The 23682-nt window shown below is 71.7% G+C and carries 14 protein-coding genes, 2 pseudogenes and 1 other annotated feature; of the genes and pseudogenes, 5 read left to right on the top strand and 11 right to left on the bottom strand.

Annotated elements, in window-relative coordinates:
* Positions 1-430: 430 nt before the first annotated feature.
* The 5 genes from ACF1FZ_RS10715 to ACF1FZ_RS10695 are packed head-to-tail and all read right to left on the bottom strand — an operon-like array spanning position 431 to position 13405.
* Positions 431-2302 carry a hypothetical protein gene (locus ACF1FZ_RS10715; RefSeq protein ID WP_391773009.1) on the bottom strand — a complete coding sequence of 624 codons (1872 nt, stop codon included), beginning with the start codon at positions 2300-2302 and terminating at the stop codon, positions 431-433.
* Complete coding sequence (locus ACF1FZ_RS10710) at positions 2299-6135, bottom strand: DUF5682 family protein (protein ID WP_391773008.1); 3837 nt, start codon at positions 6133-6135, stop codon at positions 2299-2301. The genes ACF1FZ_RS10715 and ACF1FZ_RS10710 overlap by 4 nt, the downstream gene beginning before the upstream one ends.
* 3 nt (positions 6136-6138) lie before the next feature.
* Complete coding sequence (locus tag ACF1FZ_RS10705) at positions 6139-7374, bottom strand: AAA family ATPase (RefSeq protein WP_391773007.1); 1236 nt, start codon at positions 7372-7374, stop codon at positions 6139-6141.
* Positions 7374-12548 carry a hypothetical protein gene (locus ACF1FZ_RS10700; protein ID WP_391773006.1) on the bottom strand — a complete coding sequence of 1725 codons (5175 nt, stop codon included), beginning with the start codon at positions 12546-12548 and terminating at the stop codon, positions 7374-7376. Before ACF1FZ_RS10700 ends, ACF1FZ_RS10705 begins: the two co-directional genes overlap by 1 nt.
* Positions 12545-13405 carry a DUF4132 domain-containing protein gene (locus ACF1FZ_RS10695; RefSeq protein WP_391773005.1) on the bottom strand — a complete coding sequence of 287 codons (861 nt, stop codon included), beginning with the start codon at positions 13403-13405 and terminating at the stop codon, positions 12545-12547. Before ACF1FZ_RS10695 ends, ACF1FZ_RS10700 begins: the two co-directional genes overlap by 4 nt.
* Positions 13406-13898: 493 nt before the next feature.
* Here ACF1FZ_RS10695 and ACF1FZ_RS10690 point away from each other — a divergent pair, with 493 nt between their 5' ends.
* Entirely contained in the window at positions 13899-14966 is a 1068-nt protein-coding gene (locus ACF1FZ_RS10690; RefSeq protein ID WP_391773004.1) for a bacteriocin fulvocin C-related protein, read from the top strand.
* A 677-nt stretch (positions 14967-15643) separates the two neighbouring features.
* Here ACF1FZ_RS10690 and ACF1FZ_RS10685 read toward each other — a convergent pair.
* On the bottom strand, positions 15644-16144 hold the full coding sequence (locus ACF1FZ_RS10685) for a hypothetical protein (RefSeq protein WP_391773003.1): 501 nt from the start codon (positions 16142-16144) through the stop codon (positions 15644-15646).
* 282 nt (positions 16145-16426) lie between these two features.
* Between ACF1FZ_RS10685 and ACF1FZ_RS10680 the strand changes: the two genes are divergently transcribed.
* Positions 16427-16555 carry a hypothetical protein gene (locus ACF1FZ_RS10680; protein WP_391773002.1) on the top strand — a complete coding sequence of 43 codons (129 nt, stop codon included), beginning with the start codon at positions 16427-16429 and terminating at the stop codon, positions 16553-16555.
* A 112-nt stretch (positions 16556-16667) separates the two neighbouring features.
* Here the strand turns inward: ACF1FZ_RS10680 and ACF1FZ_RS10675 are convergent, their stop codons facing one another.
* Positions 16668-17825 (bottom strand): YncE family protein, encoded by a 1158-nt coding sequence (locus ACF1FZ_RS10675; protein WP_391773001.1) that lies wholly within the window; start codon positions 17823-17825, stop codon positions 16668-16670.
* Positions 17826-18074: 249 nt separating this feature from the next.
* Positions 18075-19319 (bottom strand): annotated as a pseudogene (locus tag ACF1FZ_RS10670) (IS3 family transposase).
* Positions 18910-19038: a sequence feature (AL1L pseudoknot), on the bottom strand. (Overlaps the previous pseudogene by 129 nt.)
* Before the next feature lie 203 nt (positions 19320-19522).
* Here ACF1FZ_RS10670 and ACF1FZ_RS10665 point away from each other — a divergent pair.
* The gene (locus ACF1FZ_RS10665; RefSeq protein ID WP_391773000.1) at positions 19523-20266 is read left to right on the top strand and encodes a dienelactone hydrolase family protein; all 744 of its coding nucleotides are present in this window, start codon (positions 19523-19525) and stop codon (positions 20264-20266) included.
* A gap of 61 nt (positions 20267-20327) precedes the next feature.
* On the opposite strand, the gene ACF1FZ_RS10660 is transcribed toward ACF1FZ_RS10665, so the two are convergent.
* Positions 20328-21107, bottom strand: a complete 780-nt coding sequence (locus ACF1FZ_RS10660) for a hypothetical protein (RefSeq protein ID WP_391772999.1) — start codon at positions 21105-21107, stop codon at positions 20328-20330.
* Between the two features lie 119 nt (positions 21108-21226).
* Positions 21227-21565, bottom strand: a complete 339-nt coding sequence (locus ACF1FZ_RS10655; protein ID WP_391772998.1) for an inner-membrane translocator — start codon at positions 21563-21565, stop codon at positions 21227-21229.
* A 306-nt stretch (positions 21566-21871) separates the two neighbouring features.
* Here ACF1FZ_RS10655 and ACF1FZ_RS10650 point away from each other — a divergent pair.
* Positions 21872-22366 (top strand): annotated as a pseudogene (locus tag ACF1FZ_RS10650) (IS3 family transposase); the annotation flags it as partial.
* A 197-nt stretch (positions 22367-22563) separates the two neighbouring features.
* Here the strand turns inward: ACF1FZ_RS10650 and ACF1FZ_RS10645 are convergent.
* Positions 22564-22686, bottom strand: a complete 123-nt coding sequence (locus ACF1FZ_RS10645; RefSeq protein WP_391772997.1) for a transposase — start codon at positions 22684-22686, stop codon at positions 22564-22566.
* A gap of 443 nt (positions 22687-23129) precedes the next feature.
* On the opposite strand from ACF1FZ_RS10645, the gene ACF1FZ_RS10640 reads away from it, so the two are divergent.
* On the top strand, positions 23130-23285 hold the full coding sequence (locus ACF1FZ_RS10640) for a hypothetical protein (RefSeq protein ID WP_391772996.1): 156 nt from the start codon (positions 23130-23132) through the stop codon (positions 23283-23285).
* Positions 23286-23682 lie beyond the last annotated feature (397 nt).

Here is a 23682-nt window from a genome sequence, read left to right as displayed (position 1 = left end):
GGTGCCGCCGCCCCGGGTGCCTGGCACCACTCGCCGCACCCGACCGGTACGCGTTTCGAGCCCGATCCGGTCGCGCCGGGGAACGCGCCACCCAGGGGAAGGGACGGAGCGAGAAGCACCCCAGGACTTCCATCGGTCTTTCATGCATATCGTCCATGAACCGGCTGCCCGGCGGCGTGGTGCCCTCTATGTTGCATTCATGCTTGAGTCAACTTCTCTGGAGGTGTGCGGGTGGCGACCGCCTCCGCCTCGCTCCCGAGCCGCCGATCAGCCCGGCGACCGGTCTCTTCGACGGCGGCTTCCTGTGCCTCGACGCACACGGGTACCAAGCAGGTCGCAGCCGACACAGACAGGACAAGGGCCCACTTCCTCGCCGCTCATCCGCCGAGACCGGCTTTCGCTCTGACGGACGAGTGGGTTCACCGCTGTCTCAGCGGGCGGAGACGCCACCGTCGTCATCTGACGCTGAGGACGACCGGGTCCGGGCCAGCCCCTCGGGGGCCGGTAGCTCGTTCGGGGCGGCCGGGCCCTCCTGCGCCGGCTCCCAGGCGGCCGCACACAAGGACTCGGATACGGCGGATGTGTAACGGGCGGCGGAGAGCCAGTGGAGGGCGAAGCCGTCGGTGTCGGCGGGGAGGAGGCGGCCGAAGGGGTCGCGTTCGCGTTGGGCCGCCGAGGCGCACAGGGCGGCGAGAAGACCGGCGGCCGTGGGAAGGCCCGCCCGGCGGAGGCGGCGGGTCTCGGCGGAGACATCACCGAGCATGCCGAGGGCGGCACGGCCCGCCGGGACCGCCTGTTCGACGCGTCGTTCCAGGAGGTGCAGAGGTGAGTGTGCGCCGGAGTCGCCGGGTTCAGGCAGGACGGGACGCACACGCGCGTCCGGGACAGGAAGGTCGGCGCGGCGCAGACGGTCGAAGCCGAGGTCGATCGTGCCCTCACCGGTGGGGTGCGAGCAGGCGAGAAGGGCGAGCCTGGGGTGGAGCGCGGGTACCAGACGGCCGATGATCCGCAGCCGTGTTCCCTGCGCCGTGGCCAGGAGCATCAGGTTGTCCCGATGAGCCAGCGCGGGGTCGTCGCCGGCGACCGTGAGCCGGACAGGGACGCCCCCGTCGCACAACGCGAGCAGACAGATGCCGCCCGGCTCCCTTACGGCGCCGCGAAGTTCGACGTCCAGGAAGAGCAGGTCGCTGCCACCACCGTCCGGGTCCGCGTAGCGGGATATGGACCGCAGAGCCCGGGTGGCCTGCTGAAACGGTGGAGGCTCCCACAGGGCGGCGAGCGGCGGCTCCGTCCACGCCACGCCCCGGGCGGTGACGGCCTTGACACCCTTCCCGGCGCCCAGTCTGCCGTCCGGTGAGACTGTCGCCCCCGAGACCGCCAGCCCGGCACGGCCCAGCTCCCGGTGGGTGAGCGCGCTCTCCCCGAGGCGCACGGCCCGGTCGGCCACGCCCAGGGCGCGTCCGACACCGCCGGGTGCCACGTCACCCACCGTGCAGAGCCGACCGCCGGGTCCGGCGACCCAGGTGCGGACGCCACCGTGCCCCGAATCAGTGACCACGGGTTCGGTGAACAGACCGTACAGGCGCAGTGAGCCGTCCGGGCTGTACGGGCGGCGTACCCGGCCCCTGACGACGGCCAGTTCCGCGCCGGACGCGGTTCCCACCCGGTGCGCGGTCCCCAGGAGTTCGGCCAGGGCGGTGACGAGGCCGGCGGTGCGGTAGGACGGGTCCCCGGCGCGGGCCGCACGCAGCAGCGTGACGACGGACAGTGCGGCGCCCGCGGCGCGCGGCAGGTGCTGGAGACGGGCGGTGTGCGCGGCTCGGAGGAGCGCTGCTTGGGCGACGGCACCGGCCCCGTCGACGCCGGCCTCCAGCACGGCGGCAGCCGCCGACCACACGGCGGCAGCCGCAGCACGCTGGGCAGGGCTTGCCACGTCGGGGGCGGTGTCGTCGGCGTGCGATGCGGATTCGGCCACAGCCGGGGCCGGCTGCCCGGCAGGCTCAGGAGCCGGGGCCGCCGCAGGGGCGGCGCATGCGGCGGCCGCGCGGTGGACGCACGCCGGGGCGAGGAGACAGCCACAGGTGATGGCGTCCGCCGTCATCACCATGCCGCCCGGGGCGTGCAGGCGCAGATCGGTCTCCTCGTCGACCGCGATCGTCACCGTGTCCCCGTCGCGGTGCGCCGGGCGGGCGCCCAGCTTGGTGACCGCCGCGTCCAGCCGCTTGCGCAGCCGGGGCGAGAGGTCCTCCACCAGAGTGGCGGTGACCTCCGGCGCGACAGGTGGCAACTGGGCGGCGGTCATGCGGTCTTCTCCCCTATCCAGCGGGCCAGTTCGAGTGGGCTGAGTGCTGCCACGGGCATACCGGCGGCCACGAGCTGGCCGGCGACACCCGTCGAGTAGCGGGGCCGGCCCGCGTCGTCGAGACTCGCGCACCCGAGGACGTGGGCCCCGGTGGTCACCAGGGCCCGCACCTCGGCCAGCAGTCCGCCGAGCGGAGCGCCCTCCTCGAAGTCGCTGATGACGACGACGAGGGTGCGGGTGGGCACCGTGATCAGGCTGCGCGCGTGCCGCAGCCCGGCGGCGATGTGTGTGCCGCCGCCCACACTTACCTCCAGCAGGAGGGAGAGGGGATCGTGCACATGGCCGGTGAGGTCGACGACCTCCGTGGAGAAGGCGAGGAAGTGAGTGCTCAGGGACGGCACCCCGGCCAGCACGGAGGCGGTCAGCGCGGACCAGATCGTGGACGCCTCCATGGATCCGGAGACATCGGTGACCAGGATCAGGCGCCAGTCGGCCGACCGGCGGGCGCGGCTGCGGAACACCGGCTTCTCGGGAATCACCTGGACCGTTCCGTCGGCCGTCCGGCGGGCGGTGGCCAGATTGGCACGCAGCGTGCGCGACAGGTCCAGCCGACCGCCCGGCCGGCGGGTGGGCCGGGCCAGGGTGGTGCCGGTGAGGGCGGGCCGCAGCCGGGTGGCGAGCTGCCGGGTCAGTTCGTCGACCAAGCGGCGGACCAGGGGCCGGAGCACCGCCAGGCGCGACTCGGGGAGACCGCCGGCGTAGCGCAGAACCGTACGGAGCAGTTCCACGGAGGGGGTGGCGGCCGCCGGGTCGATTTCGGCGAGGACGTCCTGCCGGCCGGTCGCGGCAGCGGCGGCGAGAACCTCCTCGCGGATCCCGGGGCCGAACAGCGCGGCCAGTTCCCCGGACCACTCGCGGACGCCGGGAAACGGTGCCTCGCGGCTGCCACGTCGGCCGCCCTGACCGGGGCCGGGCATGTCGCCACGTGATCCCTCGCCGCGTCCTCGCCCGTACAGCTCGTCCAGTGCTGTCGCCAGCCGGGCGGCACCGGGCGGCAGTTGCTCGGGCCGCCGGCCGAGCACGAGCCGCCACCGGTCGGCGGGCGCGAGGGTCCACGCGGGGGTGGCCCCGGTGGGGGCGGCCTGCGCCGGCACGGGGTCGCTGGAGGCACCCGCCCAGGTGGGGGGCGTACTGGTGAAGGGTGCCGGGGGCGTGGCGAGGTGGTCCGACTGCGGTGGGAACCGGTCGTCGTGCGCAGGGGACGGCACGGGCAGGCCGAGCCCGGTGAGGAGCTCGCGCGCCGAGAGGTCGGCGGCCGTCCGGGCCGCCAGGTCGGCCGGGTCGCCGGCGTCGAGACTGTCCACCCGTTCGCCGAGCCTCTCCTCGACGGTCTCCAGCAGCCGGTCACGTGCGGCCGGGCTGAGGGTGTCGAAGCCGCCGCGCAGGGCGGGCAGCCGTGTCAGGAACGCGGCGTCGTCCAGCTCGACGACACGGTGCAGCAGCGGATCCAGGGTGCCGGCTCCCAGGGTCAGGAGTGGGCCCGCCGCTGTCAGGACGCCGGTAAGACGTGCGGTGAGCGCGGTCCGGGAAGCGCTGTCGACAGCGCCGTCCACCCAGGAGGCGACGCGCACTCCGAAGGCCTCGGCCTCCTCGTGGCCCGTGAGCACCCGGACGGCCCCGGCAGCCGCGGCGATCAGCGGAGTGCCGTCGGCGGCCAGGCGGGCAAGCGCGTCGGTGAGCCGGATGCCGCCCACCCGATCGGCGCGCTGGGCCAGTTCGAGCAGAGCACGGGCGTCCTCGGGATCCTCGGTCCCGGTCAGGCCGTCGACCTGACGGACCGCCGCCGAGGTCAGGAGTTCTGCCGCGTACGCGACGCGGGGGGCCCGGGCGGAGACGGCGGGGGAGGCGAGGGCGGCCGGGTTTTCGGTGGCCCCGGAAGCTGACGGGGAGCCGGGAGCGGCCAGGCCCGGCAGATGACCGGCGTCGATACGGTCCAGGAGGTCCAGTCCGGTGAGGATTTCGGAAAGGGTGCCGCTGGAGGGGAGCACGACCGCCAGTTCCGTGAGCCGTTCGTCGGCCAGGGCGGGGAGTCCGCACTCGGCGGCCTCCGTGAGGCCCCTCACGACCTGGGCGGCCGTAGGGCCGCCTTGCGCGCGCTCGGCCGCGTGCCGCTGCCGCAGCACCCCTTCGGCCGCCTGGACCGGGGTGACGCCGCGTGCCCCGGCCGCGGTGAGCATCGCGGCCGTCGCCGGGGTCCACGCCACCTGCCAGCGGGTCGTCAGTCCTTCCGAGCCCGCGGCACCCGTCACCGCCCGTTCCTGAGCGTAGGGGATGCCGCACACCGTCAGCCTGCGCAGCAGCAGTTCGCGCCGTCCGTCGAGGACGGAGCGGGCCGGGTCGAGCCGGAGATCACGTGGCGTCTTCTCATGAGCGTCCCCCGGACCGGGAAGCGAGAGCGCCGCGGTCTCGGCCTCCACGGCCGGCCCCAGGCCGCCGCGCGGAGCGGTGGGAGCCGGCCGCCCCGTGCGGGTTCCGACGAGTACGCGTTCGAGGGCCTGGGCGACGGCTCGGCCGGTGCCGTAGGTCTCGCCGCGCCCGAGCACCGTCTGCACGGCCTCCAGGAATTCGCCGCGACCAGGGGCGGGCAGTCCGCGCAGGCGCGCCAGGTCCCCGGCGACCCGGACGACCTCCCGGCCGTCCGCCGGACCGTAGGGGTGACCCTGTTCGCGCAGGGCCGTACAGACACGGACCGCGGTGCGGATCAGCGCCTCGTGCAGGGCGGGCGGGGAACCGGCGGCCTCCAGGACGGTCTGCTGCCACTCCGGGTCCCGGATACCGGCCGGGTACCCGGACCGTGAGTCGAGGAGCGGGTACGTGTACGGGATCAGGGAGACCGTACACGCCCCCGGCTCAGCAACACCGGTCGCGGGGCCGTCCGCATCCGGATCGCGCGGGACGGCGGACGTGGCCTGCTCCCGGGGGGCGGGCGCCTCGGCTGACCCGGGGGCGCGCGGCAGCAGCGCCGGGGTGTGGAAAGCTCCCACCACCACGGCGGGCCGCCGCCCGCTCGCCAGGGCTTCGGCGACATGTCCGCGCATACAGTCCTCACGCACCAGGTCCCTGTCGTCCACGCCACCCCCTGCCTCGGCCTCGTACCGCAGCGCCCAGCCGGTGAGGAGGGCGGCCCGACGGAGTGCCTCGGGTGTCGAACCGGGTGCCGGTGCCTCCACCAGCCGGTCCCACAGGTCGTCGCCGTCGCGGCCGGTGAGCCGGGACCGGAGGGCGGTGGACAGCCCGTGCCCCTCCCCCCGCACCGGTGCGGGGCTGGTGACCGGGAAGGGTACGGGGGCGGTGGCGTCCGGCCCGCCCCGTACCCAGGACCGGTCGGCCAGCGGCAGATCACAGGCCACGGCCGGCACACCGTTCCGTGCCGCCCAGCGCAGGGCGACCAGTTCGGGTGAGAAGTCCGCGAACGGATAGAAGGCGGGCTCTCGTCCGCCGGCCGTCCACGTTCCGTCGGCGGGTACGGCGGCCAGCGCCACCGGCGCCTCGGTCTCCTCGTGGGCGAGCCAGCCCAGCCAGGGCTGGAACTCGGCGGGCAGCTCGACGAGGAGGACGTCGGGGGCCGCCGCGTCCAGGAGTGCCGGTAGGGCGGCCGCGAGCGAGGGAGCGTGGTGGCGTACCCCGATCAGGAACGGCAGCCCGGGTCCGGCCGCCGCGAGGGCCGCGACCGCGGCCTCCGGAGTGGTGGGCCCGGCCGCCGGGCCCTGCGGCGCACCGGCGGGCGACACCTCGGCGGCGGGCGACGTGTCCTGGGCGGTCGACTGGCTCATCTGTCAGCTCTCCAGTACCGCGCGAAGTTCCCACAGGGCACGCCAGGTGGCCGATCCCTGCTCCGCGCGCCTGCGCACCGGCCCGTCCCAGTACCCCAGCAGCCGTGCCGCGTCGGCGGGGTCGTCCTTGCGTACGACGCCGAGCAGATGGCCGGGCAGGAGGGAGAGCACGTCCCGGTCACCGGGGAAGTAGGCGGTGGCCAGGCCCAGGGACCCTGCGACGGAGACAGCCTCCGCCGTGCTCATCACCGTGGAAGGGCGTTCGACCTCCCAGCCTTCCACGGAGCGGCCGTCGCGCAGATCACGAAAAGCGGTGACGAGGGCTTCGAGGACGGCGTCGTCCACCTGGTAGACGGCACCCGCCCGTTCGACGGCCGTCCGCGACTGGCGCCGGACGAGCGCGGTCTCGGCGTCCACGTCCCCGATCGGGCCCACGGTCTCGAAGTTGAAGCGTCGCTTCAGCGCGGCTGACATCTCCGAGACGCCCTTGTCCCGCAGGTTGGCAGTGGCGATGAGGGTGAACCCGGGGGCCGCGTGCACCTGGGCGCCCTCGCCTCCCGCGAGTTCGGGCACTGCGATCCGCCGTTCGGACAGCAGTGAGACGAGTGCGTCCTGGACCTCGGGCAGGCAACGGGTGACCTCCTCGACACGGGCGACGGCGCCCCGGGTCATGGCAGTGAGCACCGGGGAGGGCACCAGGGCCTGCTCGGTGGGGCCCTGGGCGAGCAGCAGCGCGTAGTTCCAGCCGTACTTGAGCTGGTCCTCGGTGGTGCCCGCAGTGCCCTGCACGGTGAGCGCGCTGGTCCCGCAGACGGCCACCGACAGCAGTTCGGAGAGCATGGACTTGGCGGTGCCGGGTTCGCCCACCAGCAGCAGTCCGCGCTCCCCGGCGAGGGTGACCACGCAGCGTTCGACCAGGGCTCGTTCGCCGACGAACTTCTGCTCGATCACCAGGCGGCGTGGCACCCCGGCACCGGGCCGCGCGGTCTTCGGCAGGCCGAGCGCCTCACCCGCGCTGCCCATCACGAAGGTGACGACGGCGCGCGGGGTGAGCAGCCAGCCGGGCGGGCGCGGCCCCGCGTCGTAGGCGGCGAGGAAGGCCAACTCGGTGCCGTACTGGTCCTCCGGCGGGATGACCTGGCGGTTCTCCCGGCCGAAGACACCGACAGGAGACGTCGCCCGGTCCGGGGCCCCACCCGTGCCGGTGCTCTCGGTGGTGGTCGTGGTGTCGCTCGTCATCAGCGGCGGCCCTTCCGGGGTGTGCGGGTGTCCAGCTCTTCGAAGGCGGGGGCATCGCCGCCCCGGGCCCGGGCCCAAGCAGTGGCGAACAGCTCGGGCACGGGGACGTCCGGCAGGGTCCGGGTGGACCCTGCCACGAGGTACAGCCGTTCCTTCCAGGTCTCCAGCGGCAGACCGGGCGCGCCGCGTTCGAGCCAGCCGCAGGGGAGGAACAGGGTACGGCCGGCGCGGGAGCGCTTCGCCTCCACCACGAGGTCGGTGGCGGCGAGCTCCGCCCGGGCCTTCTTGATCCGTGCAGGCTTCCACCCGGTCCAGCGGACGCAGTTGCGGTCCGTCGGGTCGGGCAGGGCGAGCAGCATCAGATACAGGGCGGCGGCGTCGGCACTCAGCCCGAGAGCCGCGGCGGCCTCGGCCACCAGCTCCGGCACCGTGCGCGTCGGGTCCTGGGCAGGGTGGTGCGGGGTGCCGTCGGGGGCGCCCGCGGAGACCAGGGCGTCGGGCTCCTTGCCCAGCAGGGTGCGCAGGGCGTGGAGTTCGCCCACCCGGTACTGCGCGACGGTGCCCTCGACCAGGCCGAACGCCGGGTCTTCGGGGCCTTCCAGGCCGGCCGGCCGGATCAGGAGTTTCTCGTGACTGCCGTGGCCGGCTGCGAGGAGCAGCGCCGCGCCGGCCCGGACCAGGCCGTCGGGCCCGGCGCCGCCGGACTCGGGAAGCTGGTGGGCGGCCCGGACCACGGGACCGATCGAGCCGCCCGCCTCGCTCCAGTCCAGCCCGAGGTCCAGCACCAGATCCGGGTCGGCGAGGACGCGGCGCAGGGCCGCGAGCCCGGCGGGCAGGTGTGCCCGCAGAGGGTGCCCGTACGGCAGCGTGTAGGCGAGGGTCCGCAGCGCGGACAGGGCGGAGGAGAGCGAACCGTACGCACTCACCCGGCGCAGGCCAGGCCGACCGGTGCCGTCCTCGACCGGGGAGCCGTGGCCCAGCCACGTCCGGGAGCCCGGATTGAGGACCAGATCGACGGCGCCGGGGCTGGTACCCGACAGGTCGAGGTCCAGTTCCTCGGGGACGCGGACGAGGGAAGCCAGACGTACCTGCCAGATTTCGGCGGCGGTCCGGACGTCCGGGCCCGTGGACCACAGATCGGCCGGGTCGACAGGCAGCAGCGCCTGGAGCAGGGCGTGGCGGTCGGCGCGGGGCAGGGCGTTCAGCCTGGCCAGGGCCGCTTCGTAGGCACGGGTCTTCACCCCGAGGAGCCCGAGCGCCTCGGCGCCCGGCTCATCGACGGCGGCCGACACCAGGGCGGCGGACTGGAGGGGGCCGATCCCGGTGGCCGTGTGAAAGGCCTCGGCGGCCTCGGGACGCCAGGGCGCCGGGCCCTGCTCCCGTACCAAGGTGGTGAGCCGGGTGAGCCGGGCGCGGGTGATGCCCTGCCGGTGGACGTGTTCGTGGCCCAGCGTGAAGCCGGGAACGGGGCCGAAGGCGCCGGTGGGGTCGTGGTCCAGGGCCAGCCAGCGTGCCGCGTCGTTCCGGGAGTTCCGGCCGCGTTCGGCGAGGACCACGACGGTGCGGGCGCCCTTGCGCAGCACCTGGCCGAGCCGGTGCACGATCTCGCGGTGTCCCTGCCCGGGCGTTCCGCCGTACGGCTCGACGAGCTCCACCTGCCGGACCGTGCCCGCCGGGTCCGCCAGCGGGCCCGCGGCGAGCGTGTCGAGCAGGATCAAGAGGCCTGCTCGGTGCTCGGGCGCGGTGGTCGCCGAGGCGGCCCGGTAAGCCAGTTCGGGCAGCTTGTCGAGCAGGGAAGTCCAGTCCAGGGCCTGACCGGGGACGGTGTACTCGTCCCGCTGCCAGCCATCCACGGGGGCGAACGGGACCTTGGACGGCACGGGCGGGCCGAACGCCGGCTCACCGCCGAAGACGTGATTGACGGCGAGGATCTGCCGGATCGTGGTCCACCGGATGCCCGAACCCCACCAGCCCCTGTACGCCCGCTCGGAACCCCAGGCGGTGGCGTGCAGCAGGGTCGTGTCGTCGCCGTGTTCGGGCGAGTGGTCGCAGAACATGCCCTGGGTGTGCGTGGTGTTCCGGGGGGCGGCGGGCTGAGGCGGTTCCAGGTAACGGGCGGCCGCGACAGCCCTGTCCACCGCGTCGCGGACGAGTGCGGTGACGCCATCGAGGAGCCGCGCATCGGACACCTCGGGCAGCACCCGGGCGACGGCTTCCCTGCTCAGCTCGCGCGACGAGGGCCCGGTGTAGTCCTTCACGGCCCGGAAGGCCTCCAGGTGCCGGGCGACCGCGCCAGCGACCTCCTTGAACAGTTCTTCCGCCCGGGAGTCCGCCAGGTTCCGCAGGGCGGTGGAGCCCCGTTCGTCCCTGGGGCGCATGGCGTGCCAGTAGGCGACGGGAGGGACGTAGGGGGTGCCCGCAGCGCTGTTGCCACCTGAGGAACCGGTGACGACGGACCACAGGCTTCCGCCGGTACCCTCCGTGTCCGCCGGGTGGGCCTCGACGGATCGCCCGGCAAGGGCCATGACGGGGCGTGACCCGCCGGGAAGGGTGAGGGCGCCGAGCGGCACCGGGTAGCCGCCGGGAAGTGGGTGCGGCAGGCTCACCGTGTGGCCGTCGGGGGTACCCGCGACGATCCGGTGCCCGCTCGCGGGAGCAGGCGTACCCGGTTCGGTGACCGTCCGGCGGACCCAGCGACCGAGGACCGTGCCGTCCGTGCCGAACGGGGTGCTTTCCAGCCCGGGCTGGAGGGGCAGCACCTGGCAGTGTTCGGCGAGCAGCCGGGTGCCGTCCTGTACCCCGGAGTGGAGGAAAGCGGGCAGGGAGGCGCGGCCGTGCGTGCCGCTGACCGGGTCGTACTCCAGCCAGACCCGCCGCGTGCCCTGGTGGCCGTCCCTCCAGTGACCGGTGCCGTCGGAGAGGACGGCGCGCTGCGGCGGGAGAGAGGTGTCACCCGCGTGCAGGGCCTTGCCGCCGGTGGCGCGGCCGCCGCCGGGCAGTGGCAGGCAGACGTCGTCGGAAGGGCTGGAAGCACCCCAGCGGGGGACCTGCTCGCCGCCGACGGTGAACACCTCGGCGGGTCGGTGCGACCAGTAGCCGCGCTGCTTGCCGTCCTCCCACCAGATGACGAGCAACTCGCCGTCGGCGTAACGGAAGGCGGGCTGCCGCCAGTGGTCGACGGGGGCGGGCACCCGCAGGGTGTGCCGCAGCAGAACGCCTTCCGGGCCGACGACGACGGCGCGTTCGCCGGTGTTCAGGATCAGCGCGGGCCAGGCGCCGGTGACGCCGACACCCTGCGACCGGTCACGCCGCTGACGCGTGGCGGCCGCTTCCGTGGCCAGTTCGGTGTAGGTCTCGTCCAGTGCGGGCCAGCCCAGTTCGTCGAGGACGCCGGTCCGCAGGGTCGAGGCGAGCAGCGGGACGACGTCGTGGCCCTTCAGGAGCCGCACCGCCTCCGGGGCGACCTCTGCGACCACGGAGCGATACCCCGAGAGCTTGTCGAGGGCGGCCCTCAGCCCGGGAAGCCCTTGCGCGGCCGTGTACTCCTCGGCGCAGGCGGTCAGCCACTCCCGCAGGATTTCGGACAGCACCGGATGCCCCGCCAGAGTCGCCATGCCGGTGTCGCCGAGCTGACCGCGTCCGCTGCCGAGGCCGCCGACGGTCCGGCTCAGCAGGGCACGGAAGACCGGCCGGTCGGCGACGGCGGTGAGATCCCGCGCTCCGGGCGCGGTGTCGGTGAGCCAGGAGCCGAGCGGGACGCCGGGGCCCTGCCGGGTGCCCGTGTCCTGGCTGTCCGGCTCGGCGACGGGGACGCCGGAAGCCAGGAAGAGGTCCAGGAGGTCCAGGTCGGCGGTGCGTTGCCAGCGGCCCTGGAACAGTTCGACGGGACGCCCGTCGGCACGCAGCCGGTTCACCATCCGGGCGGCCAGCTCAAGGGTCTGCGGGCTGCGGCCGGGGGCGGCCTGGTTGCGCCGGCGGTGCGCCTCCCAGCGGGCGAGCCAGTCCGCCGGGGAGACGGACGGGTCGCCGGGGGCGGCGGCACCGGTGGTGTCCGGGAGGGCGGTCAGCAGATCCTCGGCGTCGGATTCGGCCAGCAGTACGAGCCAGCCGTGTTCGCCGTCGGTCTCCCGGCCGCTCTCGCTGAAGGACTCCGGGAAGAAGCCGAGGAGCCGGGCGCGCACGGCCGCATCCCGCTGGGCGAGGGTGACGAGCGCGGTGCGGTAGGCCGTCCAGAACGAGGCGGGGGCGCGGACGATTCCCGGGGAGCCGATCAGATCGGCCACCAGCTCGCGTTCGGCGGCCTCACGGTCCAGTCCGGCGGCCTTGACCAGCGCGCGTACGTCCTGCGGCAGCGCCGCGTACGGCGGCATACCGGCGGCACAGCGCTCGACCAGGAGACGGCGGAACTGTGCCCAGGCGTCCGCCGGTGCGAGCCGGGCCACCAGGTCGCGCACGTACTGCCGCAGCGCCTTGACGGTCAGCGCGCCGGCGAAGGCGAACTCCAGGAAGACGGCCCGCTGCCGGTCCTCGTCCACAACCAGCCCGTGCACCCGCTCGGCCTCGCGTGCCTTGCCGAAGAAGGAGGCGGCGTAGGTGGTGTTCTCCGCCTGGAGGAAGAGGCGCGCCACCTGCTCGTAGTAGGTGGGGAGGAAGTGGGGTACGGCCCGGCCGAGCCGGGTGCCGAGTGCGTCGAAGCCCTCCTTGGCCGCTCCGGCGCGACTCCTGGCCTGCCGGCCCAGCCGCTCGATGTCCTTGACCAGGGCCAGGGCGTGGTGCCCGTTGGCCGGGTCGTTGACCAGGGCCCAGGCCGGGAAGCCCAGCGTCTCGCGGCGCACCTGGCCCACGACGGGAGTCTCGGCGGCCCGGGCCAGCCCGAGGAACTCCAGGGCCAGGTCCTCGGCTTCACCGAGAGTGCCGGGCACGAGCCGGACCACGCGGCGGTCGCCGAGGGCGGTGTGGGTGTAGGTGCGGGCGGTCAGCGCGTCGGCGTCGTCCCGGTCGCTGGTACCGGCGGGGAGGACCGCGCCCGCGTCCAGCAGGGCCGTCGCGCGGGCCTCGGCGGCGGGGGTGGAGGCGCCTTCGCTCCGGGCCTGGGCAGGGAGGGGCACCGTGCCCGCTGCAGTCGTGTTCACGCTGGTGTTCGTCCTCGTTGTTTTCGTCCTGGTGGTGTTCATGCCGCCTGCGCCTCGTCCTCCACGTCACGGCCGGCGTAGAGCGCCGCCGCCATGCGCATGCCCTCGGACCAGGTGACAGGGCCGATCTCGGCAGCCGTCAACGCGCGCCCCGCGGGGTCGGTCCAGCCCAGGGAGCCCGTCTCCGTGCCGTACTCGTCGTATCCGTCGTGCTCGCCGATCCAGATGCGAGCCTCTGTGGTGGCACCGTCCTCGACGACCGGGCAGACGGCGTACCCGCCGCGCGACCGGTACCCGAGCTGAGTGACGCGGCCGTGCAGGAAACGCAGTTCCTTGAACACTCCGCCGGCGTAGGTATCGATGGAGACGGTGTCCGGGGCGAGGCTCCGCGGTCGGCGCCACACCTCGCGGAACAGCTGCTCCACGTTCTGGCGCACCTCCAGTTCGACCGCGAACTCCCGCAGTTCGTCGAGGTCTTCGAGGAGGACGGGGTGAGGCACTCTGACGACGTCCGGAGTGATGCGGACCGTGTCGCCGTCCAGATCGACGAGGCCGAGGCCGCGAGCGGGGTCCACATCACGCAGGAACCCGGCGACCCCGCCGTCCGTACCGGTCACCACCACGTCCCGCAGGGCCACCTGCCACGCCGGGTCGGGCCAGACCCGGGCGAGAACAGCCGTGGGAACGGGCAGCGAACGCACCATCCACTGCTCGACGTCGGTCAGGCACCGGCGTTCGTGCCGCTCCAGCCACTCGGTCAGCTGCCGGAGCCCGACGACCGCCGGATCATCCTTCAGTTTGGCCGGGACGGACTTCAGCCGCCGGCCCTTCCCGTTGCGGCACACCACCTTGCCCGCCTCCAGCGCGACTTCGTAGTCGCCCGCCGGTACCCACCCCATGCGCTGTTCTCCCCGTTGCTCCGGACGCCACCGGTCTGGCGGCACGCTGATAAGACCCGTCGACGGCAACGCACCGTGACGACTGAGAGAGACTCTAGGCGTACCCAGTGACAATGAGTTCGAGGACCGTCCGCCTGGTCGTACGGGCGCACACCACCAGCGGCCGGGAACGGCCCGCAGTACGCGTGGTGCGCACGTCTCGCGTATGTGCGGCAGGCACTGGAGCCGTGCGGACGGTCTGGCGGAACCCGGACGGAGGGATGCGTTCCGGTCAGGCTGGTCCGTCCGCCCGGTCCGCCGGCGGAGAGGCCGCCGGTCGTGAACAGCCCGTCCGCCGGAGCCGCACGCCGACCGCCCGCTGCATTCCGGCCAAGCGCCCCTGGCACGCCCCCGAGCACCGTTGCACACCCGCCCCCTGGCCTGCCACGCTCGCTGACCAGCTACAACGCACGCTTTCGCATGGTCGTGACACAGGTACCACGAGGAGCAGACGGTGGCAGAGGAACGAACATCACGCTGGGTTCTCGCATTCGACGACGGCTGCGGTACATGCCGCGAGATCTCGGCCGTGGTGCGGAACGCATCGCAGGGGCGGCTCGACGTCGCACCCCTGCGCAGCCCGGAAGTGGAACGGTGGCGGGCACTGCGCTTCGGCGCCGAACCACCCTGGGCACCCACACTGTTCCGTCTCTCCGCGGTTTCCGGCCCGCAGGAGGCGGAGGAGCCGGATGAACCCACCGTGCTGGGCGCCTGGACCGGTCCGCGCATGGCGGCCCCACTCCTGCGGGTCCTGGGGCCCAGGTCGGCCTGGCGGGTGCTCCACGCGCTCGGGCGTCTGCGTCGCCGGGCGGCGGGCAAGGCGGACGCGCTCCCCGGCGCGCCACGCGGCCGGGTGGCCGTCAGCAGGGCCCAGTTCCTCCGTTACACCGGCGGTGCGGCGGTCGCCACCGCCCTGGTCCTGACGGGCAGGACCCCCGCGTTCGCCGAGCAGGAGCAGGCCAGTGCCCACCGCTGGGCGGCACGGCGTGCGGCAGAGGGCCGGCTGCCGCAGACGTACACCGAGGTGTCCGCCTACCCTCCGGCCTACCGGAAGGCCGTCTACGCGCAGTCCGCGCCCCAGGTGCGCAGTTCGCTCTGGACGGACCACCTCACGGCCTTCGAGACGTCACGGAAGGAGCTGAACTCCGTTCAGCGCGCCGTGCTGACGAGCGCGCGGACGATCGCGGGTGAACCGTCGAACTTCGACAGGAGGCGGGGCTCCGAGGGTCCGGCGGAGCCGCTCAGGGGGCGTCTGCTGGAACTGCACCGGGACGCGGCCGACGCGTTCGGGGCCGAGAGTGCGTACGCGATGCTCGCGAACCTCGGGCCGGTCGGGACCCCGGAGCAGGGGGCGGGCGAGGTCCACGCAGCCATCCCCGACTGCGGATGTTCCGTCCGTGACCCGTACTGCGTGCTGGGCGGCTGCGAGGCGGGCAACGGCCGCTGCCGGGTGATCGTCGACGATTGCGGCACCTTCTACGCCTTCGACTGCGACGGAGGGTGCCCCGGCATTCCCTGGTGACGAAGCCGACGCTCCGGCCGTGCCGCGTCGGCGGTACGGCCCGCTCATCCGCGCGCCGGACCGTGTGTCCGGCGCACGCCGGGAAGCCCACGGCCGGTGGGTGCGGTGGGATGGGTGACCGTTCCCGCGTGGACGGGCTGCGGCCACCGGTGCCGGTGCAGGATTCGAAAGGCCGGGGGCCCGTACGAGAGTGCATGCGGGACGCGCAGACGCCCGAGGGGCACACCATGCTGGACCCGCTCTTCGAGACCGGCAGAACGAACCCGTCGGCGCTCCGGTCCGAGAAGAGGCGTCCCTCACCGACCAGCCGCCTGGGCAGTCGGAGGGCGTCTTCGATCGCTTCTTCAGCGGGGACCGGGCGGCCGACGGCCACCCGGCCGACGAACGGAACACGGGTCACGGCCAACACCGGGACCCCGGGGGACCCTTCGCTCCAGCGCGTACGGATCCGGTGGGCACGGGGCCGGTGAGGATCCCGCGGAGAAGCACACCCTTGCCTATGAGCGACGCCGGCTGACGCGCGACGGACGACGTGTTCTCGAGCTTCATCGATCGTTTACAGGCCCCAAGTGATCGTCAGCCGCTACGACGAGGGCGTTGATGTCTTCCTCTGCCGGCGAAGACGCGAATGCCCGGCCGTCGGGCATGAGCCGACGGCCGGGCGGTGGGGTACACGGTCAGTGGTAAACGTCTATGACGACCCGGTTGGGAGCGGTCAGTTTGAAGACCTTGTAGGAGGAATGCAGTCCCAGAGCGAGGCCGAAGGTGTTGCTGTCCTCGAAGCTGTACACGAGTGCCTGCCCCTTGAGGCTCGGGTAGGTGAAGGACTCGGATCTCGGGCTCGTGTAGGTGGGCTGGTAGTTCCCGTCGAACGCCTCGGCCGGCATCAGGGTCACCTTCAGGTAGGAGTCACCCTTGATCGGCACCTGAGTCTGAGAGCTCTCCTCGCCCCAGTAGAGCGGTGTGGTCTGCTCACTGACGGTCCATCCGGGGACGGCCCCTTCCCCGAGATCGATGACGAGGCGGTCGTAGGCGTCGTGCGTGGCTGTTCGTACGCCAAGGATGCAGGTGTGGGCGCAGGTCGGACTCGCGGCTACCGCGACGGCCGAGGTGCTGCCGAAAAGGGTGGCGGCGAGAGCTGCTGCTCCTGCGGCGGTGGCGATTGCGGTCTTACGCATCAAAGCTCCTTCTGCATGGATTTCCGGTCCTTGACCGGATCGCCCCAAGTATCGCGAGCAAGCCCGTCCGCAGGGCACGCTTTTCCGGCATGGGGCCTTTCCAGCCGGGGAGTTACTGAGATCGAACTCGTGAGTCACAGGAGCTGACGGTCGGTTCCTGTCTGCGGCGTCACCGAAGGACGAGGTATCCACAGGGTGGCGGGCTGACCCGGGGCGGCCCGGGCGCACCGCGGACAGCGGGTTCTGCCCCTCAAGGGAGGCGAGGACTACTGGTGCTGGACCATGAGCGGCGCGCGTCGTAACCGGGGCCGCCGCGAGAAGGAGACCGAGCCGGCCACTCCGGCGGAGCCGACGGCCAGTACGCTGTGGGCCTCGCCGGACGGCACCGGCCTCCTGACCCGTCACACCTGAACGCACGAGCGGTGGTGGTCGGCCCCCCGTCGCGTTACGGCGGTGGCGGCCGTGGGCGCGGGAGGATGCCCGAACAGGCCGGCGATCGACGTGCGTGCCAGTGCGAAATGGATCAGTGGCTGGGCAGGCGTGTGGCCTTCAGGCCGTCGAGAGGGTACTCCCTGGGCAGGTGGGTCGGGTCGCCTGGGACGGTGATCTGCACGGTGATCGGCCGGGATGTGCCTGCGGCAAGGAACTGGTCGGCTACCGATTCCAGGTATGCCTTGCCGTCCTGGGCGATGACCTGCACGCCGGACGCTTCGGCTTTCGCACCGTTCACCGTGGGCAGGTCGAAGGAGATCCGGAACCTCTTGACGTCCTCGGGCCTGCCGCTGGCCGTGCTGACCGCAGTGAGCGTGAGTTCGAAGCTGTAGACCCTGCCCCGGGGCTCGCTGTTCTCCCAGGTCCGGTTGAACTTCTTGGACACAGCGATCTCGTCGTAGCTGGGCGGGGCCGGAAGGGGGGTGATGCGCCCGGCGCCGTTGACGATCTCGAGGGCGCCGACAGGCACCCTCCCACGCCCGATGCGCTGGGAGTGGTCGGGGATCGTGGCCGTGGTCAGGTCGAGGTGGTTGACGTTGCCCGCGGAGTCGACCGCGTAGAAGTTGCCGTCCTGGTCGAAGAAGGTGGCCGAGTACGACTTGCGCGAGCCTGCCGCGGCACTGGCTTCTGCGGGCGGGAAGACCCCCTCCCTGAGGACCGTCTTCATGGGCTGCCGACCCGGGTCGATAAGCAACAGGTCACCGTTGTCGCCCTCCACCGAGAGCAGCCGCCCGTCCTTGGGGTGGTAGGCGAAGTCGTCCCACCGGCCGCCTCCTGGTGCGTTGCGGGGCACGGCCTTCCTGGCTGCCACATCGATGGCATAGCTGTGTACGTCGGGGTTGCTGACGACGAAGAGGGTCTTCCCGTCGGGGTCCATGTCACCGTCGAACCAGGGCCCGCTCGGCAGCCCGTCGATGACCTGGTCCTTCAGAGTGCCGGCCGTCACGTCGATGGTGATGAGCCTGTCGCGGCTCACTGCGAGCAGCAAAGGCTCCTGGTCCTCACCGTGGTATTGCGCACCCAAGGCGGTGTAGCCGGCCTCGTAGGCAGGGACGTTCTCGACGACGCGGGTGTCGCCGTCGATGGGGTCGAAGCGGTAGATCCGGGTGTTGGTCCTGCCGACGGCGAGATAAACCTTGCGGTGAGCCATGAGCCGGGCGTCCTTCCACGAGACTGAGGAATTCGCCATGATCCGCTCATACCCACACACCCACAAGCGCTCACCGTGTCCGTTCGAACACAATGAGCCACCAGGGGCGGGCTGAACCCGAGCAGCGCTGTACCGCCTTGCGGGAGACGACTACCGGACGTGCGAAGCCCCCGGCTGGTCGGCCAGAGGCGGTGGCAGCTGGTCGTGGGGTTACCGGCTGTCAGGGCGGGAGCAGAGGGTGAGACCGGGTTCCTGGGCGGCTGAACCGCTCCGGGATCGATGGAGGCTCTATGCGTTGGCTCCAGCCGCCGGTTGGGGCTGGTGCTGAGCGTAGTAGTTGGTCTCGTGCTCGTGGGGCGGGAGGCTCCCGATCGCAGTATGCAGACGCTGGTTGTTGAACCAGTCGACCCATTCCGCGGTCGCGAGCTCGACGTCGGGCAGGCCGCGCCAGGGCTTGCGGGGCTTGATCAGCTCGGTTTTGTAGAGGCCGATCTGGGACTCCATGAGTGCGTTGTCCAGGGCGTCGCCGACGGTGCCGACCGAGGCGTCGATGCCGGCCTCGAGGAGATGGGCGGTGAAGGCGAACGACGTGTACTGACTGCCCGCATCGGAATGATGTATCAGCCCAGGTCCGGCCGGGTTCCCGGCTCGGCCGCGGCGCCATAACACCATGTCGAGGGCGTCCAGGACGATCTTGGCCCGCTTGCTGGTGGCCGCGGACCAGCCGACGATCACCCGGGAGAACACGTCGACGACGAAGGCGACGTAGACGATCCCGGACCAGGTGGCCGCATAGGTGAAGTCCGCGACCCAACGCTCGTTCGGACGCGAGGCGGTGAAGTCGCGTTGCAGCAGGTCCTCCGCCCGATCGTGGCCGTCGTCGCGGATGGTGGTGCGAATACCGCGGCCGCGGCGGACGGCCCTGGAGGCCGAGGTCGCGCATCAGCCGGGCGACGGTGCAGCGGGCCACCGGTATGCCTTCGCGGTGCAGCTGTCTCCAGACCTTCCACACCCCGTAGACGCTGAAGTTGTCGCCGTGGACCCGGCTGATCTGCGTCTTCAGCTCCGCGTCCCGCACCGCCCGTGCACTGGGTGCCCTGTTCCTGGCGGCGTAGTAGGTGCTCGTGGCGATCTTCAGTCCGTGGCTGGTGAGGACTCTGCAGATCGGCTCGACCCCGAACACCTGCCGGTGCTCGTCGATGAACGCTATGAGCGCTTGGACGGCCGGTCGAGCTCGGCCGCGAAGAAAGCCGAGGCCGCCCTGAGGATCTCGTTCGCCCTCCGCAGCTCGGCGTTCTCGGCCTTCAGCCGTTTGATCTCCGCAGCTTCCTCCGACGTCACACCAGGGCGTCGGCCGGCGTCTACCTGAGCCTTGCGGACCCAGGTTCGCACCGTCTCGGCTGCACCGATACCCAGCTTCGCGGCGACCGCCTTCATCGCGGCCCACTCAGTCGGGTAGTTCGGGCGGGTCTCCGCAACCATGCGCACCGCACGCTCACGAAGCTCGGCAGGGCAAGGGGAAGGACGGACCATGAACTCGATCCTCTCTCAGGGAATCGAGCCTCCAACAGACCCGGAGCGGTTCACTGGCAGGTGATCCGACAGTGCTGCCGTGGGAACGGGGTCTGTGACGGCCCTTGTGAACCCTCGCCGCATTCCAGAGGGATACTCGCACCGTACTGCCAACGGCAGAAAACCGGCCGGACCGGGCTCGACGATCACTACAGTCCACTCTCATGACGATCACGACGCGTACGGTCGAGTATCCGGCCGACGGTTTGACGATGACAGGGCACCTCGCGCTCCCGGCCGGTCTCGGCCGCCGGCCTGCGGTGCTGCTCGGACCGGAGGGCATGGGGCTCAGCGACGTCGAGCGCCGCCGGGCCGATGCTCTCGCCGAGCTGGGATATGTAGCGCTGGCCTTCGACCTTCACGGCGGGCGCTATTTGGGCGACCCCGAGGAGATGCTGGCCCGTTGCATGCCGCTGCTCGACGATCCCGACCGGATGCGGGGCATCGGCCATGCGGCGCTCGGCGTGTTGCGCGCCGAACCGAGGACCGACCCCGACCGGATCGCCGCCGTCGGCTACGGAACCGGGGGTGCCGTCGGGCTGGAACTCGGGCGCGGCGGCGTCAGCCTGCGCGCGATCGGGGCAGTCAACGCACTGACCACGGGCCGGCCGGGTGAGGCGGCGCGCATTCGCTGCCCGGTCTGGGCCGGGGTCGGGTCGGAGGACCCGATCATGCCGCCCGCGCAACGGGACGCGTTCACTGCTGAGATGCAGGCCGCGTGCGTCGACTGGCGCCTCACGGTCTACGGCGGCGCCTTGCACGCCTTCCACCATCCGCCGGTCGACCACCCCGTGGTGCCCGGCGTCGGCTACCACCCGCGGCACGCGCAGCGAGCCTGGCGCGACGTCATCGACCTGCTCGCCGAGTGCCTGCCCGTGACGGAGGATCTGGAGGCATGCCCCAGGTGAGCATGCTGGCGCCGGGTATGGCCGGCGCCAGGCACTGACAGTCCTCTCCCCTCAAGGGCCCTCAGCCTTCGCCGAAGTGCACCGCGGGGAAGGCGCCCGCTGCTCTGAGGGTTTCGGAGAAGCCGCTGACCAGTTCGATGAGGCGTGCGGTGGCGGCCGGGCCGAGGTGGTCGTGCGGGGCGGCGTCGAGGCGGTCGGTGAGCACCTCGGTCTCGGCGCGCAGGGGCGCGCCCGACTCCATGAGATCCCCTGCCTCGTTCAGCAGGCCGCGCTCGCGCAACTGGCCCCGGGCGGTTTCCCATTGCTGCGCGGACCACTCGCGGGTCCGCGTGGCCAGTGCCGATGTCGGTGCCGTACCGGTGGCGTTGTGCAGGACCAGCGCCTCGATGCCGGACAGGCCGGCGACCGCCAGGGAGGCGAGGTGACCGTTACCCCGGTGCTCGCACAGAAGCGTCGCGGCGTACCACAGGGCCAGGTGCGGCTGCTCGGACACCGGGAGGCCGGCGCGCGGCGCACAACGGACGCGCCTCGCGGTGACACGCTCGGCGGCGCGCAGCGCCGGCCCAGCCGCCTCGGCCATCTCCTTCGACGCGAGGACCTTCTGTCCGGACTGCCGTCGCAGCATCCCCTCCACGCCGCGCAGTAGCGCCGCGAGCACCGCTTCCGGTGTGGTGACCGTCCACGCGGCGGGAATGTACCGCTTCACATGCTCATGGTTGGAGTTGCGGAACGTCGCCGTGCCCGTGCCCGTGCCGATCGCACCGAGCGGGGCAGTGCGGCCCGCGTAGTAGGACATGGCCTCGCGCTCCAGCCCGAGCGCCGCGAGTTCGTCCTGCCGCACGAGGTGAGATACACGGCTTGTGCAGAGGGCTGACGGCGTTGTGGCACTGAGCGTTTTCCGACCTCAGGGCCTACACCTCTGTCCCCAAGGCTCCTTCGACGGCTGTGAAGACATATGGATCAGAGCCAAGGCCCCAGCGTATGGAGCGTCAGGAAGACGCAGAGCGTCAGCTGTACCGCCCCGATAGTTCGGTGCCCTAACAGCAGCAGCACGACGGCAGTTACGCCGACCACCAGGGCCAGAGCGCCGAAGCCCAGTACTGGCGCCCAGTCCATGGGCGGCACGCCGGTCGCTGTCTGTCCGGAGCCGGCGTCCATCCGGCCCAGCCCCCGGACGGCGAGCACGATGACGACCAACAGTGAGGCCGCCACGTCCACCACCAGTACGAGAAGCAGGAGACAACCTGCGGTGAGGGCATCCTCTCTGCCGGAAGGCTGCTTGTCGTCGAGTTCGGGCATGGCTCAACAATCGTCCGGAATACATCGTTCCGAACGGCCCGTCGTCAACTCGCAACCCAGGCGTACTCCACTCTTCATGGGCCCGTCCGGTTGCGTCGGTCTCTCGCAGGCGCTGAGGGGACTGCTGCAGGGGCGGATGACACCTGACCTGGCTTGCTGAGAGGCGGCCTGGAAGGATGTCGCAGTGTCCAAGCCGTAGCCCAAGGAGTTCCGCCAGGACGTCGCGCGGGTCGCGCGCAGCCGTGAGTCCGGTGTCACGCCGGGACGGATCGCCGCCGATTTCGGTGTCCATCCGGTCATGCTGAACTGCGCCGCCTGGGCCGGCGGGAGAACCGCAAGTGCGTCGCCCGTGTGATGCGTGAGCGCGACGTCCGCGGTGTCACCGGGCGCAAGGGACGTTCGCTGACCCGGCCGGACGCGAAGGCGAAGGCGTCCCCGGACCTGATCGGCCGCGACTTCCACGCCGAGCGGCCCGGGACCAGGCTGGCCGGTGACATCATCTGTCTGCCCACCGCCGAAGGCTGGCTCTACCTCGCCTGCCGGCTGGACCTGGCCACTCGCGAGGTCATCGGCTACGCCATGGCCGACCACCATCGCGCCGAACTCGTCGTCGACGCTCTCGACATGGCCCACGGCCGGGGCGGACCCGAGCCCGGCTGCGTGGTCCACAGCGATCGCGGCAGCGCATACACGTCAGCCCAGTTCCAGCACAGAGCAGGGGAGCTGGGGCTGCGGCAGAGCTGGGGACGCACCGGATCGTGCTTCGGCAATGCTGCTGCACAGAGCTTCTGGGCCCTGCTCAAAGAGGAGAACGGCACCCGCATCTGGACCGATCGGCCACCGCCCCAACCGAGGTCTTCTCCTTCATCGAGACCTGCTGCAACCGCCGCCTGCGCAAGCACCGGACTTTCGGCTGTCTCGCCCCGGCCGAGATCAGGCAGCGGCATCAGCACACCCTCGCGGTATGACGATCACGTGTCCGGGATCACGGGGAAACTTCACTCCGAGCTTATCCCGAGCTCCCGGGCGGCCTCGGCCACCGTCCGGCCCGACGACCGAACGAGCTCGATCGCGTCCCGCTTGTACTCCTCCGAGTACCGCTTCGTGTACTTGCTTCCCACCTGGCGCTGCCTCCTCCGGGCTCTCACGTCCCAGTCTCCAGGTGTCCACGATCAAGGGGAAGCTTCAGTCATCGGCCCACCCGGCAGCGTGAACACGCCATGAAAGGTTTCCGTGGCGTGGGCGCCGCCCAGCGGTTCCCGTCCGCGTTCAGCGGCATCTCACCGCGCCTCCGACCCCGTCACCTGATGACCGTCACCCGCTACCGAGCCGAGATGACCATCCGCTCCGTGATCTGGGGCCAGGCCACCGGCGCCGCCGACCAACCCACCGCAGCCTGGACGCCTGCCCGAACCCCGGCCCCACCACACCCCAACGCGCCGCCAGAGACCCACACGCCAATAACGTGACAACGCCCCCGATTTCCATCAGACCGCCAGGTGGGACGGTAAAAGCTGATTTTTTTATCCTCGTCCAGTCGAACTGAATGCTTCATTCCGGTGAAATGATTCGTACCTATGCGGCCGAACGCGGCATCGGGCGCGGTTCGCGGCTGTTGCGGCGAATCAAGGCCGACTCTCCTGCTGCTCTTCGTGGTGTTGCTTCCTGGCGTCCCGAATGGTCCGATGTCATTCAGGACGTCATGCTGTACCAGCGATGAAGTGGATATGGACCTTCTGTCAAGAGGGGCTTTCCCTGACGCGCTCTTGTGGTGGGATCGAAGCCGTGTATACGGTTCCCGGCGTGTCGACGCTCAAGGCGGCTGTGGAGATGAAAAGCGGACAAAGGGGTGGGTACCGATGTCCGCGGTGCGGTCCTTGCTGAATCGCGAGCATTTGGTGCGGGAATTTTTGCCGGGGTTGGACATCTATCCATTTGCCTCGCCGAGGCGTCGATAAAAAAGAGCGAACCCGCCTCAAAAGAGGGGCAGGCCTGTATGGTGCGTGTTGAGCAGCCCGATTCTCGGCACGGATGTTTTCGGGCCGTATGGTTTTCCATCGCGATCGGCATGTGCGCACGACCTGTAAAATCCGCCGCTTCACGGGGGAGGTAGCAGA

It is taken from the genome of Streptomyces sp. NPDC014623 (assembly GCF_043088245.1).
GTDB lineage: Bacteria > Actinomycetota > Actinomycetes > Streptomycetales > Streptomycetaceae > Streptomyces.
Note: the sequence above shows the minus strand (reverse complement) of the source record. Positions and strands in the feature narration are given on the sequence as shown.

What these genes read in the sequence shown, in the direction of transcription:
- ACF1FZ_RS10715 (WP_391773009.1), bottom strand. Translation starts at nt 2,302, where the DNA reads ATGACCGCCGCCCAGTTGCCACCTGTCGCGCCGGAGGTCACCGCCACT.
- ACF1FZ_RS10710 (WP_391773008.1), bottom strand. Translation starts at nt 6,135, where the DNA reads ATGAGCCAGTCGACCGCCCAGGACACGTCGCCCGCCGCCGAGGTGTCG.
- ACF1FZ_RS10705 (WP_391773007.1), bottom strand. Translation starts at nt 7,374, where the DNA reads ATGACGAGCGACACCACGACCACCACCGAGAGCACCGGCACGGGTGGG.
- ACF1FZ_RS10700 (WP_391773006.1), bottom strand. Translation starts at nt 12,548, where the DNA reads ATGAACACCACCAGGACGAAAACAACGAGGACGAACACCAGCGTGAAC.
- ACF1FZ_RS10695 (WP_391773005.1), bottom strand. Translation starts at nt 13,405, where the DNA reads ATGGGGTGGGTACCGGCGGGCGACTACGAAGTCGCGCTGGAGGCGGGC.
- ACF1FZ_RS10685 (WP_391773003.1), bottom strand. Translation starts at nt 16,144, where the DNA reads ATGCGTAAGACCGCAATCGCCACCGCCGCAGGAGCAGCAGCTCTCGCC.
- ACF1FZ_RS10680 (WP_391773002.1), top strand. Translation starts at nt 16,427, where the DNA reads ATGAGCGGCGCGCGTCGTAACCGGGGCCGCCGCGAGAAGGAGACCGAG.
- ACF1FZ_RS10675 (WP_391773001.1), bottom strand. Translation starts at nt 17,825, where the DNA reads ATGGCGAATTCCTCAGTCTCGTGGAAGGACGCCCGGCTCATGGCTCAC.
- ACF1FZ_RS10665 (WP_391773000.1), top strand. Translation starts at nt 19,523, where the DNA reads ATGACGATCACGACGCGTACGGTCGAGTATCCGGCCGACGGTTTGACG.
- ACF1FZ_RS10655 (WP_391772998.1), bottom strand. Translation starts at nt 21,565, where the DNA reads ATGCCCGAACTCGACGACAAGCAGCCTTCCGGCAGAGAGGATGCCCTC.
- ACF1FZ_RS10640 (WP_391772996.1), top strand. Translation starts at nt 23,130, where the DNA reads ATGATTCGTACCTATGCGGCCGAACGCGGCATCGGGCGCGGTTCGCGG.